Origin of the sequence: Roseovarius sp. S88, assembly GCF_037023735.1 — a bacterium.
In the GTDB taxonomy this organism is placed as follows: domain Bacteria; phylum Pseudomonadota; class Alphaproteobacteria; order Rhodobacterales; family Rhodobacteraceae; genus Roseovarius; species Roseovarius phycicola.
Genome location: NZ_CP146069.1, coordinates 97,632 through 111,594, shown reverse-complemented (window position 1 = coordinate 111,594; position 13,963 = coordinate 97,632). Strand labels below are relative to the sequence as shown.

Sequence of the window (13,963 nt, the reverse complement as noted above, 5' to 3'; positions counted from 1 at the left end):
TCCAATGAGCAACATAGACACCAATTGGGCTCAAATTGAAGAAAACAAGCGCAAGTGGCTTTCCGAAAACGGGATGTATTCGGAAACAGAAGAGCATTCATCTTGCGGAGTCGGGCTGGTGGTTTCTGTTAATGGAAAACCAAGCCGGAAGGTGGTAGATGCTGGCATTGATGCTCTGAAAGCGATTTGGCACCGTGGCGCTGTTGACGCCGATGGCAAGACCGGAGACGGCGCCGGTATACATATCCAAATTCCGGTGCCATTTTTCTATGATCAGGTGCGCAGAACGGGTCACGAACCCAAACAAGACTCGCTTATGGCGGTTGGTCAGGTGTTTTTGCCACGCACAGATTTTGGCGCGCAGGAAACCTGCCGGACGATTGTTGAGACAGAAGTGCTTCGAATGGGGCACTATATTTATGGCTGGCGTCACGTCCCGGTCGATATCAGCGTTTTGGGCGAAAAGGCCAACGCAACGAGACCAGAGATCGAGCAAATCCTCATCGCAAATACGAAGGAGATTGATGAAGAAGATTTTGAGCGCGAACTCTATGTTATTCGCCGCAGGATCGAAAAAGCGGTCGTGGCGGCTGGAATTGACGGTCTTTACATTGCCAGCTTGAGCTGTCGCAGCATCATCTACAAAGGCATGATGCTTGCCGAAGAAGTGGCTGAATTCTATCCGGACCTGAAGGATGAACGCTTCATCTCAAACTTCGCGATTTACCACCAACGCTATTCGACAAACACATTCCCACAATGGTGGCTTGCACAGCCATTCCGTATGCTGGCGCACAATGGTGAGATCAATACGCTGAAAGGTAATGTGAACTGGATGAAGAGCCATGAAATCCGAATGGCGTCCCAGTCCTTTGGAGATTTGGCTGAAGATATCAAACCGATCATTGCCTCAGGATCATCAGATTCAGCGGCGTTAGACTCTGTTTTTGAAGTTTTGGTGCGTGCCGGCCGATCTGCCCCGATGGCCAAGACAATGCTGGTGCCTGAAAGTTGGTCAAAGCAGGCTGAGGAATTGCCGCAGGCGTGGCGCGACATGTATTCCTATTGCAATTCGGTCATGGAACCATGGGACGGCCCGGCCGCTCTGGCGATGACTGATGGGCGCTGGGTGTGTGCCGGATTGGACCGCAATGGATTGCGCCCCATCCGTTATGTGGTGACCGGAGATGGGTTGGTCATCGCAGGGTCCGAGGCAGGTATGGTTCCGATAGACGAGGCAACTGTGCGTGAAAAAGGCGCGCTTGGGCCGGGTCAAATGCTGGCAGTGGACACCAAGAAGGGTCTTTTGTTCCACGATACCGAGATTAAAGACAAGCTGGCACGTGCCCTGCCCTTTGGTGAATGGGTTGGCAAGATTGTCGATCTGGATGAAAAACTCGCCAAGGCTGCGGAAAAACCACTTGTCAGTGGCGCGGACCTTCGTCGCCGTCAGATTGCGGCTGGATATTCCATGGAAGAGTTGGAACAGGTTCTGGCGCCTATGGCGGAAGACGGCAAAGAGGCCGTGGCGAGTATGGGCGACGACACGCCAAGTGCTGTTTTGTCGACCAAATACCGTCCGCTGAGCCATTATTTCCGTCAGAATTTTAGTCAGGTGACCAATCCACCCATCGACAGTTTGCGCGAATACCGGGTGATGAGTCTGAAGACCAGGTTTGGAAATCTCAAGAACGTGTTGGACGAGTCCAGCAGCCAGACCGAGATTATCGTTCTGGAAAGTCCGTTTGTTGGGAACGCGCAGTGGGATGTATTGCTAGAAAGTTTCAATGCTGAAACCGCGGTTATTGACTGTACTTTCGAGGCTGGAAAAGGAGCTTTGCAGGCGGGCCTTCAACGCATTCGCGCCGAAGCGGAAGATGCCGTGCGGTCGGGCACGGGGCATATCGTTCTGACGGATCAGAATGTGAATGAAACCCGAATTGGGATGCCGATGATCCTGGCGACAAGTGCGGTGCATGGCCATTTGACGCGAGAAGGATTGCGGACATTTACCAGCCTTAACGTGAGATCTGCGGAATGTATTGACCCGCACTACTTTGCCGTTCTGATCGGTGCCGGTGCGACGGTGGTGAATCCGTATCTTGCTGAAGATAGTTTGGCGGACCGGATTGACCGCGGCCTTCTGGACGGGTCCTTGACAGAAGCGGTGGCTCGATACCGTACGGCGATTGATCAGGGCCTTCTGAAGATCATGTCGAAGATGGGGATCAGTGTGATTTCTTCGTATCGCGGCGGATTGAATTTTGAAGCCGTGGGGCTGAGCCGAGCTATGTGTGCGGAGTATTTTCCAGGACTGACCAGCCGGATTTCAGGCATTGGTGTATCCGGTATTCAGGGCAAGCTGGAAGAGATACACGCAAAGGCCTTCCAGGGTGGTAAAGATGTGCTGCCAATCGGTGGATTTTACAAGGCGCGTAAGTCTGGTGAAACGCATGCCTGGGGCGCGCAGACGATGCATATGATGCAGATGGCCTGCAACAAGGCGAGCTATGAGCTTTGGCAGCGTTACAGCCAGGCGATGCAGGCCAATCCGCCCATTCATTTGCGGGACTTGATGGCGATCAAGCCCATGGGAGAAGCAATTCCGATTGAAGAGGTGGAAAGTGTGACCGCCATTCGGAAACGCTTTGTGACGCCCGGTATGTCGCTTGGTGCGCTGAGCCCGGAGGCGCACAAGACACTGAACGTAGCGATGAACAGGATTGGTGCGCGCAGTGACAGCGGTGAGGGCGGCGAGGACCCGGCGCATTTTGTGCCGGAACCAAATGGCGACAATCCAAGTGCGAAGATCAAGCAGGTGGCCTCTGGCCGGTTTGGGGTGACTGCGGAATACCTCAACCAGTGCGAAGAGCTTGAGATCAAGGTCGCGCAAGGTGCGAAACCCGGTGAGGGTGGGCAGTTGCCTGGCATGAAAGTGACTAAGTTGATCGCCCGGTTGCGGCATTCGACGGAAGGCGTGACATTGATTTCACCGCCGCCACACCACGATATCTACTCCATCGAGGATCTGGCGCAGCTGATCTACGATCTGAAGCAGATCAACCCGACGGTGAAGGTCTGCGTGAAGCTGGTGTCGCAATCCGGTGTCGGCACGATTGCTGCGGGTGTGGCCAAGGCGAAGGCCGATGTGATCCTGATTTCCGGCCATAATGGCGGGACGGGGGCGTCGCCTGCGACTTCGATCAAATATGCCGGCCTGCCGTGGGAGATGGGCCTGACCGAGGCGCACCAGGTGCTGTCGATGAACAATCTACGCGACCGGATCACGCTGCGCACCGATGGTGGTTTGCGGACCGGGCGTGACATTGTCATGGCTGCGATGATGGGTGCTGAGGAATATGGAATCGGCACGGCGGCGTTGATTGCGATGGGGTGTATTATGGTGCGTCAGTGCCAATCCAACACCTGCCCAGTCGGTGTTTGTACGCAGGATGAGAGCCTGCGCGCGAAGTTCACCGGAAACGCGGATAAGGTCGTGAACCTGATCACATTCTATGCGCAGGAAGTGCGGGAAATCCTTGCGAGCATCGGTGCGAGGTCACTGGACGAGGTGATTGGTCGCCCTGATCTTCTCACTCAAGTGAGCCGGGGCAGCGCGCATCTGGATGATCTGGATCTCAACCCAATGCTCATTTCAGTGGATGGCGCGCGACACATCACCTTTGACCGTAACCGACCGCGCAATGATGTACCTGACACGCTAGACGCCGAGATCGTACGCGATGCTGCGCGGTTCCTGAATGACGGTGAGAAGATGCAACTTCACTACGCAGTGCAGAACACGCATCGAACGGTGGGCACGCGTGTTTCGAGCCATATCGTGCGCAATTTTGGCATGCGCAATGCGCTGCAACCCAATCATCTGACGGTAAAGCTAACCGGTAGCGCAGGGCAATCACTGGGCGCGTTCGGCGCGCCGGGGTTAAAGATCGAAGTTTCGGGCGATGCCAATGACTATGTCGGCAAAGGATTATCCGGCGCCACGATTGTTGTGCGTCCGCCTATGACGAGCCCACTTGAGGCGGCCAGTAACACCATTATCGGCAACACTGTGCTCTATGGGGCGACGGATGGGTATCTCTTTGCTTCGGGTCGAGCCGGTGAGCGGTTTGCTGTTCGCAACTCGGGTGCCAAGGTGGTCATCGAAGGCTGCGGTTCGAATGGTTGCGAATATATGACTGGCGGTATTGCTGTTATCCTTGGTTCAGTGGGCGCAAATTTTGCGGCAGGCATGACGGGTGGGATGGCATATCTATATGACCCGCACAACTTGGCTGATAAACTGATCAACCGGGAAACAGTTGTGACCTGTCCGGTGCGCGAGCAGTATTGGATCAATCAACTTGAGGAAATGATCGAGCGGCATGCGTCGGAAACAGGTAGCCAGATTGCGCAAAATATCCTGCAGTACTGGGATCTGGAGCGCGAGAATTTTGTTCAGGTCTGTCCGAAAGAAATGCTTGATAAGCTTGAGCACCCTCTTGGTTTTGATGAAGATGCGATTCCGGCGGAATAGGCTCTGTTGCCACGGCGGATGGCGGTGAATTCAGCACATGGCCATCCTTTTTTTGTGACGACGTGATCAGCGGATTGACCGGCCACCGGATTGCTGCGGTATAGCTGACGTAGATGGCGAAACGTAAACCCAAACCAAAGCCCAGTCTTCCTGCACGCCTGATTGATCGCATGCTTGCCCCTGTGCGCTGGATTTGGCGTTGGGTTCTGCGAGGTGCGATAATTGTAACAGTGATTGTGTGTGCGACTGTGGCGGCACATGGATATCTGGATCCGCCTCGGACGCTTTATATGGCGCAAGAATCCTCTCGTCTTTCCGGGATAGATCACCAATGGGTACCTATTGAAGAGATGTCAGACGCTGTGCCGCGGTCGGTTGTGGCGGCCGAAGATGCGAATTTCTGTTTGCACTGGGGCTTTGACATGAAAGCCATTCGCACCGCATTGGAAGATGGTGCACGACGCGGTGCGTCGACCCTCTCCCAACAAGTCGTCAAAAACGTCTACCTGTGGCATGGTCGAAGTTGGTCACGTAAAGCGTTTGAGGCGTTGATCACGCCTATGGTGGAAACCTTTTGGTCAAAACGGCGTATTCTTGAGGTTTACTTGAACGTGGCTGAGTTTGATGATGGGGTATTTGGCGTTGAGGCGGCATCACGCCACTATTTCAATACTGGTCCTGAAGATCTAAGCGAGCAGCAAGCAGCGCTGCTCGCTGCGATCCTTCCCAATCCAAAAGAACGCTCAGCGGCAAAACCCAACAATTTCGTTCGAAAACGAGCGCGACAAGTGCGGGACGGCGCGGCCACGATCCGCCGCGATGGGCGTGCTGCGTGTTTCGAGGATTGAAATACGGTCGCAAACGGGGCATTGAGGGGCAGTTTACGTCCAATATCCGGAATTCGCATGGCCAAGCTGTATCACGTGCCGCTTTCCCCCTTTTGCAGAAAAGTCCGCCTGGTTTTGGCGGAGAAAAAGATCGAATGTGAATTGGCTGAAGAGCGCTATTGGGAAGCTGATGCTGATTTTCTAAGGCGCAATCCGGCGGGCAAAGTTCCGGTGCTCAAGATCGACAACATGACAATGTCGGAGAGTACGCCAATTTGCGAGTATCTTGAGGGAAAGTACCCCGAACCTGCGCTGATGCCGAAAGGGCATGAAGCCAAGTTCGAAGTGCGCCGCATTGTGGCGTGGTTCGATGACAAATTTCATAGCGAAGTGACGTCGAAGCTGTTGTATGAGCGCGTCAACAAAAAGGTCATGGGCCAGGGATTTCCCGACAGCACGAATGTCAAAGCCGGGGCAAAGGCGATAAAGTTTCATTTGGATTACATGACCTGGTTGCTGGATCGCCGTCGATGGCTGGCCGGAGATGTGATGACTATGGCCGACTTTGCTGCGGCGGCTCATATTTCGAGCCTTGATTACATCTCAGATGTGGATTGGAACAGATCTGAGACGGTCAAGGATTGGTACGCCAAGATCAAGTCCCGGCCAGCGTTTCGCAGTATTCTTGCGGATCAGGTTCCGGGCTTTCCGCCGCCTGCGCATTATGCTGATCTGGATTTCTAGAAAGGGGCGTTGCCCCTCGGCCTGCGGCCTCACCCCAGAGTATTTTCTGGAACAATGAAAGACAGCGTAAAACAGCGTTTGGTGGCGCAGTCCCTTGTCGAAGGGTTCGACGCCTGTCGTGTGTGTCGTCCTACGGATGCGCCGCAGGTGCCAGATCGGTTAGCGGCGTTTCTGGATAAGGGGTATCACGGGCAAATGGCGTGGCTTGCGGATCGCGCGAATTGGAGAGGGGACCCGAGTGCGCTGTGGCCAGAGGCTCGGTCTGTGATCGTATTGGCCGAAAGTTATACGCCGGCTGAGGATCCTTTGGTGACCCTGGATGATCCTGAGCTTGCGACGATCTCGGTTTATGCGCGCAACAAGGATTATCATGATGTGGTCAAGAAGCGCCTCAAGCGGCTGGCGCGATGGCTGATTGCTGAGGCCGGGGGCGACGTCAAGGTATTCGTGGACACGGCCCCTGTCGCGGAGAAGCCATTGGGACAGGCGGCGGGGCTTGGATGGCAAGGGAAACACACCAATCTGGTCAGTCGCGAACTTGGGAGTTGGTTCTTTATTGGGTCGATTTTTTCAACGTTGGAAATAGAGACTGATTCACCTGAGATCGACCATTGCGGGTCGTGTCAGGCTTGTCTGGACATTTGCCCCACGGATGCATTTCCGGCGCCTTACCAGCTCGATGCACGGCGATGTATTTCATATCTGACGATTGAGCACAAAGGACCTGTGGAGGAAGAACTTCGAAGTAAGATGGGCAATCGGATTTATGGGTGTGACGATTGTCTTGCGGTGTGTCCCTGGAACAAGTTTGCAATCGAAGCACATGAGATGCGGTATCACGCTCGGGAAGACCTGAAGAAACCGAAGCTTGCAGAGCTTGCAAGCTTGGATGATGTTGATTTTCGAAAGTTGTTTTCAGGTAGCCCCATCAAAAGGATCGGACGAAATCGGTTGGTGCGCAATGTTCTCTATGCCATTGGAAATTCTAGAGAGGCAGACTTGAGCCAAGTTGCTCAAGTGCTTTGCGATGATGCGGACGCAACGGTAGCAGATGCCGCGCGATGGGCTGTTCTGCGACTGCAGAATGCCGCAAATGGGCTGGAATAACACTCTGTAGACGCTACACCAGTCCAAACACTAGAGGATTTTTCATGCCAGTGCTTCTCGGCGTTGATACCGGTGGAACCTATACCGATGCCGTGCTTTTGCGCGACGAAGAGCAAGTGATCGCCAGCAGCAAAGCTTTGACGACGCGGCAAGATTTGTCGTTAGGGATTGGTGAAGCAATCAGAGCTGTTTTGAAACAAGGCGCCGTCGCGCCACATGAAATTGCACTTGCGTCCCTATCGACGACGCTAGCAACCAATGCTTTGGTTGAAGGTCAAGGCGGGCGCATCGGATTGGTTTACATTGGGTTTAAGGAAAGCGATCTTGGCACACAAGGGTTGGCCGAAGCGTTGGCGGGCGACCCGTCGATTGTCCTGACTGGGGGGCACAACCACGCTGGCAGCGAAAAAACCGCGTTTGACGAAACTGGTCTTTTGGCTTGGTTAGACTCTGATATTGAGGCTTCCGCTTACGCAGTGGCAAGTCAGTTTGCCACAAGAAACCCGGCCCATGAACTGCGTGCAGCAGAGCTTATCCGAGACAAAACTGGCAAACCTGTGAGCTGCTCGCACCATCTTTCAGCCAAGCTTAACGGACCCAAACGTGCCCTCACCGCTGTGTTGAACGCTCGCCTGATCGGGATGATTTCTCGCCTGATCGAAAAAATGGACGAAACGCTCAACCATCTGGGGATCGAAGCGCCGTTGATGGTGGTTCGGGGTGATGGTGCGTTGATTTCAGCAGAGCAAGCCAAAGAGCGCCCGATTGAGACCATTTTGAGTGGTCCGGCGGCGAGTATCGTAGGCGCGCAGTGGTTGACGAATATGGACTATGCGCTGGTCTCGGATATCGGCGGGACGACGACGGATGTTGCAGTTTTAAGAAACGGACAGCCGACCATTGATCCTTATGGTGCCAGAGTTGGTCCCTGGCGCACTATGGTTGAGGCTGTCGCGATGCGCACAACGGGCCTTGGTGGGGACAGTGAAGTGCATGTCCAAGATGAGGGACTCACGGGTGGCATTGTCTTGGGCCCACGGCGTGTTGTGCCGATCAGCCTGATTGCGAGCGAAGATTCAGAGCGGGTTCACGCCGTTCTTGATAATCAGTTGCGGAACGAAACACCTGGTGAATACGACGCTCAATTTGTGCGCTTGGTGCCGGGCGCTGAAACCAGTGGATTGGCTCAAAAGGATGCAGTGTTGCTGGAACGGTTGGATGAAAGACCGCAATTCGTGGGAGCCGTGCTAAAAAATCGACTAGAGAGCTCTGCACTTCGACGTTTGGTCAATCGTGGGGTTGTTCAATTGGCGGGCGTTACGCCGTCAGATGCGTGCCATGTCTTGGGTGAGTTGGACACATGGGATCAAGCAGCGGCACTGAAGGCCATGACGCTTGTCGGCAGAAAGCGCACCGGAAGCGGCAATCAGCTTTGCCCAGATCTCGAAAAACATGGCGTTAATGATCTACGATCGACTGGTTGAACAAACTACTTTGGCCCTGTTAGAGACTGCTTTTGCCGAAGAAGAGTTCGATTTTGGGGTGCCCACAGATGTGTTGGCGCGGCATGTGTTGATGCAAAGAGGGTTAGATCAACACAAAGGCCTTGTCCGGCTCAATGCGGGTCTGAATGTACCGGTGGTCGGCCTGGGCGCTTCTGCGGCGACTTACTATCCAAATGTTGGTAAGCGCCTTGGGTGCGAGATGACCCTGCCGGAACACGCGGGAGTTGCCAACGCGATCGGTGCAGTGGTTGGTCGCGTCACCATTCGACGCAACGGTACGGTAACCAGCCCGTCGGAAGGGCGGTTTCGCGTGCATCTTGACACTGGGCCTGTGGATTTTTTGGATTCAGAAGTCGCGATGTCGAGAATGGAACAATTTCTGGAGACGTCAGCGCGACAACAGGCGGAAGATTCAGGCGCAGTGGATCTGCAAGTGCAAAGGACTCGCAACGTCAAAGTAGCTGAGGCCGAGGCACGCGAGATGTTCTTGGAGGCCGAAATATCTGTTGAGGTAACTGGGCGACCCAGAATTGCGGTCTAGACCTGGCGTACTTTACAAGTCGATCAGCCAATCCCTAACAGCCTGTTCTTGTGGGTTCAGAGGTACTGAGTTTGACCAAACCAGGTAGAATCCAGCGCCAGTTTCCCAAGCCCATTCGGGCCTGGAAACCAAGAGACGCTGTGAAATGAGTTGTTGTGTGACATGCTGCCAACCGAATGCAAATCCTTCGCCGGCAATAGTCGCCTGAAGAACAAGTGCGTAGTCGTTCAGCCTGAGACCCACTTTCGGTTCTGCATAGGGCACATTCCAGTGCGCGAAGAAATCAACCCAACTTGGCCGCTCGCGAATTGGCTCTTCTAGGTGAATCAAAGTCTCATTTAGAAGGTTTGCCACTGTTTTGAGATTGATTGCAGCTGCGTTTACGCGAGGTGCCGCAATGGGCATAATAATCTCCGGTGCTATCAGGTGGGTGTCGCAGCCAGGCCATGCCCCGGTTCCGCGGCGGATCGCAAGACTAACTCCGTCGCTTCCGATTGCGGGTTCGCGCTCGGACGTTTGCAATCTCAAGTCTATGTTTGGGTGCGCCTCATGAAACTGCGCCAATCTTGGAACCATCCAGTAGTGAGCAAAGGCGGTGGATGCGGAAAGTGTCACATGCGCTTGTTGATTGCGGTTGCTCAGAATTTCCGCAGTTCGGTAGATTTGGTCGAATGCTGAAGATACCTCATTGAAAAGTCGCTCTCCGGCGTGGGTCAAAGTGACTAACCTATGCGCACGATCAAAAAGGCGCACACCAAGGGAATGCTCAAGTTGTTTAATCGATGCGGATACGGCGGGTTGCTGAACGTTTAGTTCTTGTGCGGCCTTCGTGAAAGACCCGGTACGTGCGGCGGCCTCAAACACAAGCAGGTGGCGCGGAGATGAGACTAGCTTCCAAAGCTTTTGCATAATCTGAAGTTATACAAAACCCTGATTTTTTCAAGCATCACAGAGTTGCTGTGGCGATATAGATTGATTGGAAGCTAGGGAGTACCACATGGCCAGACGCGCACGTGCCCGCATCGATAGATTGAATGCAGACACCACGGTGCCTGCATCGCCCCATGTGCAGAGACAGCTGCCGCTTTTCGATGTGATCGATGACGAAACGCTTGCAGTTCTTGATGCTCAAGTTGATTGGCTGATCGAGAATGTTGGGATCGAGTTTCGCGATGATCCTGAGGCGCACCGCATTTGGATAGAAGGCGGTGCTGAGGTTAAAGACAACAGGGTGCATATAGATGCCACACGCGTTCGCGAGCTTTGCAGGCTTGCGCCACCGGAATTCACGCAAATTGCGCGGAATCCAGAGCGGAACGTTGTTATTGGTGGTAATAACCAGGTGTTTGCACCGATCTATGGCGCGCCTTTTGTGCGCGATTTGGAGGGTGGGCGGCGCTATGGCGACATGGAGAGCTTTGAGAAGCTGGTCAAGCTTGCCTACATGCATCCGAATTTGCATCATACGGGCCTTGTGATTTGTGAGCCGTGTGACGTGCCGGTCAGCCATCGGCATCTTGATATGGTGTATATGCATATGACGCGGTCGGACAAACCGCATCTTGGCGCGATTACGGAGATGAGCCGCGCGCAGGACAGCGTGGATATGGCCGAGATTTTGTATGGCAAGGATGCTTTCGACCAGAACTGCGTCATCATGGGGAATGTGAATACCAACTCACCGCTTTTGGTGGACAAAGTGGTGAGCCAGGCGATTCAGGTCTATTGCGGACGCGGTCAGGGGATTGTTGTTGTGCCGTTCATTCTGTCCGGTGCCATGGGGCCGGTGAGCACGGCGGCCAGTGTGACGCAGGCGATGGCAGAAGCGATGGTATGTTGTGCCTTTTCTCAGCTCGTGCGGCCTGGAGCGCCATTTGTGTTGGGCAACTTTCTTTCCTCGATGAGCCTCAAAAGCGGCGCGCCGACTTTTGGTATGCCAGAGCCGGTCATGAGCAACTATGCAATTGGGCAGATGGCCAGGCGCGTCGGATTGCCCTTGCGCTGCGGAGGGTCATTGACAGCAAGCAAGATAGAGGATGCGCAGGCAGCCTATGAAAGTGCCGACAGTATGCACTCAACGGCACTGGCGGGGGCAAATTTTGTGCTGCACGCGGCAGGTTGGCTCGAAGGAGGGCTGTGTACAGGGTTTGAAAAGTTGGTGATGGATGCCGACCGATTGGGCGCTTATCAAAAGTTGCTGAATGGATTGGACGCCAGTCCCGAGGCACTGGCGCGCGACGCTTATGAAGAAGTGGCACCGGCAGGACACTTCCTTGGATGTGGCCACACGATGCGCAACTACACGACTGCGTTCTACGAACCAGCGTTGAGTGACAGCGAGAATGTCGAGAGCTGGGAGGAAGGCGGGTCAAAAGACATGCGCCGCCGTGCCTATGAGCGCTGGACCACAATGTTGACCGCCTACGAAGCTCCACCTCTTGATGAAGCGGTGGATGAGGCGCTTCGAGACTATATTTCCCGTCGCAAGTCAGAGATTCCCGAGGCATGGTATTGATTGAGGGCCAGCCCCCAAACCCCGGAGTGTTTCTGGAACGATGAAAGGATCAGGTTATGCGTGCATCAGAGCGGTTTGATCAGGATCTTGACTGTCGGTTGGGTGGTCTGCGTGAAGAGGGGCTATATAAAACCGAGCGTGTGATCACCTCGATGCAGGCGGGTCAGGTTGAGCTGGCCAGTGGTCAATCTGTCGTGAATTTATGCGCCAACAACTACCTTGGTTTAGCCGATCATCCAGAAATCATCGAAGCCGCGCATCAGGCGCTGGATCGCTATGGGTTTGGTATGGCCAGTGTGCGGTTCATTTGCGGCACGCAGGAGGAACATAAAGCGCTGGAAGCACGCATTGCCGGCTTTTTGGATATGGAAGACGCGATACTCTATGCGGCGGCGTTTGATGCAAATGCAGGTTTGTTCGAGACGCTTTTGGGTCCGGAAGATACGATCATTTCGGATGCTTTGAACCACGCAAGCATCATTGATGGCGTGCGGCTCTGCAAGGCGCAGCGCTATCGCTATGCCAATTCAGATATGGCTGATCTGGAACGCTGTTTGCAGGCGGCGCAAGGCGCACGCCATCGTTTGATTGCCACCGATGGTGTGTTTTCCATGGACGGGTATATCGCCAAGCTAGATCAGATTTGTGATCTGGCTGAGACGTATGATGCCATGGTGATGGTGGATGATTGTCACGCGACGGGCTTTTTGGGCAAATCCGGTCGTGGCAGCCATGAGCACTGTGGTGTTATGGGGCGCGTTGATATCCTGACTGGTACGTTGGGCAAGTCGCTGGGTGGTGCATCGGGGGGGTACACTGCGGCCAGCGCCAAGGTCGTCGATTGGCTCAGGCAGAGATCGCGACCGTATTTGTTTTCAAACACTCTGGCGCCCGTGATCGCGGGCGCGTCGCTCAAGGTTTTTGACCTGCTGGAGCAGCGTGGGGACGCCCTGCGCACCCAATTGTGGGAAAACGCGGATTATTTCCGAGCGGGCATGACTAAGTTGGGCTTCGAGCTATTGCCCGGCGAACATGCGATTGTACCGGTCATGTTGCGTGATCCCAAATTGGCGCAGGGCATGGCTGGGCGCCTAAATGAACTGGGCGTCTATGTCACAGCCTTCAGCTTTCCTGTTGTACCAAAGGACCAAGACCGAATTCGCACGCAAATGAGTGCTGGTCTGACGCGCGATATGCTGAATCAGGCGATAGATGCATTTGAAGTCGCAGGACGAGATCTCGGGGTGATTTCATGACGGTATTACCCTCTCTCATCGAAGCAATGGAACACACACCACTGGTCGAATTGAGCCGTGTTAGAGACGAATTGTGCCTGGATGGGCGCATATTGGCCAAGCTCGATTATTTGCTTCCGGGGTTTTCCAAGAAAGACCGGGCGGCACGGGCGATTGTGGAGGGCGCGCGTGCATCAGGAAATCTTCAGCCTGGTCAAACTGTGGTTGAGTTGACCTCTGGCAATATGGGCACCGGCCTGGCCATCGTTTGCGGCATTCTGGGACATCCTTTTGTGGCCGTGATGAGTGAAGGCAATTCTGAAGAACGGGCGCGTATGATGCGCGCTTTGGGGGCGGAGGTCGTTCTGGTTCCGCAAGCGACTGGGAGTCGAAAGGGTGAGGTTTCTGGCGATGATCTGGCTCTGGTAGAGGAAGAGGCGCAACGGTTGACGCAAGAACGAAGCGCTTACCGTGCTGACCAATTTGAGCGTGCAGGAAATCCTGAGGCACATGAGACTGGCACCGCCCCGGAGATTTGGGCGCAGTCTGAGGGGAAGGTCACGGCATTTTGTGATTTCATGGGGTCGGGTGGAACACTGGCCGGTACGACGCGTTTTCTGGAACCGAAAGGTGTAAGGTGTTACGCTGTGGAACCTGATAAGCCGGATCATCCTATACAGGGCGGCGGGTATTCAATCGCAAACCCAACCCATCTAGAAAACGTGACTTTAGCTGGATCAGTCACTGTTTCAGGGCGGGACGCAGCCGAAGGATCGCGGCTCTTGGCGCGGCATGAAGGGATTTTTGCGGGATACTCTGCCGGAGCCAATCTCGCGGCGGCAATTCAGCTTCTGTCTGGTGTCGAGCAAGGTGGCACAGTCGCCATTGTGATGTGTGACAGCGGCTTGAAGTATCTCAGCACCGATTTGTGGGATTAGGCGATGCAGAACCA

At 54.4% G+C, this 13,963-nt stretch carries 8 protein-coding genes and 1 pseudogene; 8 read left to right on the top strand and 1 reads right to left on the bottom strand.

Features of this window, described 5'->3' with window-relative positions; genetic code table 11:
* Positions 1-4: 4 nt before the first annotated feature.
* From gltB to RZ517_RS00460, 5 genes and pseudogenes are all read left to right on the top strand, one after another.
* On the top strand, positions 5-4,537 hold the full coding sequence (gltB, locus tag RZ517_RS00480; RefSeq protein WP_338549543.1) for a glutamate synthase large subunit: 4,533 nt from the start codon (positions 5-7) through the stop codon (positions 4,535-4,537).
* A 113-nt stretch (positions 4,538-4,650) separates the two neighbouring features.
* Positions 4,651-5,385 (top strand): monofunctional biosynthetic peptidoglycan transglycosylase, encoded by a 735-nt coding sequence (mtgA, locus tag RZ517_RS00475; RefSeq protein WP_338549542.1) that lies wholly within the window; start codon positions 4,651-4,653, stop codon positions 5,383-5,385.
* Positions 5,386-5,442: 57 nt separating this feature from the next.
* Complete coding sequence (locus RZ517_RS00470) at positions 5,443-6,108, top strand: glutathione S-transferase family protein (RefSeq protein ID WP_317056514.1); 666 nt, start codon at positions 5,443-5,445, stop codon at positions 6,106-6,108.
* A 54-nt stretch (positions 6,109-6,162) separates the two neighbouring features.
* On the top strand, positions 6,163-7,215 hold the full coding sequence (queG, locus tag RZ517_RS00465) for a tRNA epoxyqueuosine(34) reductase QueG (RefSeq protein WP_338549541.1): 1,053 nt from the start codon (positions 6,163-6,165) through the stop codon (positions 7,213-7,215).
* Between the two features lie 44 nt (positions 7,216-7,259).
* Positions 7,260-9,261 (top strand): annotated as a pseudogene (locus RZ517_RS00460) (hydantoinase/oxoprolinase N-terminal domain-containing protein).
* 12 nt (positions 9,262-9,273) lie between these two features.
* Here the strand turns inward: RZ517_RS00460 and RZ517_RS00455 are convergent.
* Positions 9,274-10,170 carry a LysR substrate-binding domain-containing protein gene (locus RZ517_RS00455; RefSeq protein ID WP_338549540.1) on the bottom strand — a complete coding sequence of 299 codons (897 nt, stop codon included), beginning with the start codon at positions 10,168-10,170 and terminating at the stop codon, positions 9,274-9,276.
* An 88-nt stretch (positions 10,171-10,258) separates the two neighbouring features.
* Between RZ517_RS00455 and RZ517_RS00450 the strand changes: the two genes are divergently transcribed.
* The 3 genes from RZ517_RS00450 to RZ517_RS00440 are packed head-to-tail and all read left to right on the top strand — an operon-like array spanning position 10,259 to position 13,949.
* Positions 10,259-11,776: a trimethylamine methyltransferase family protein gene (locus tag RZ517_RS00450; protein ID WP_338549539.1), complete on the top strand. Its 1,518-nt coding sequence runs from the start codon at positions 10,259-10,261 to the stop codon at positions 11,774-11,776.
* A 56-nt stretch (positions 11,777-11,832) separates the two neighbouring features.
* Positions 11,833-13,032, top strand: a complete 1,200-nt coding sequence (locus RZ517_RS00445) for a glycine C-acetyltransferase (RefSeq protein ID WP_338549538.1) — start codon at positions 11,833-11,835, stop codon at positions 13,030-13,032.
* On the top strand, positions 13,029-13,949 hold the full coding sequence (locus RZ517_RS00440; RefSeq protein ID WP_338549537.1) for a PLP-dependent cysteine synthase family protein: 921 nt from the start codon (positions 13,029-13,031) through the stop codon (positions 13,947-13,949). The genes RZ517_RS00445 and RZ517_RS00440 overlap by 4 nt, the downstream gene beginning before the upstream one ends.
* Positions 13,950-13,963: the final 14 nt, after the last annotated feature.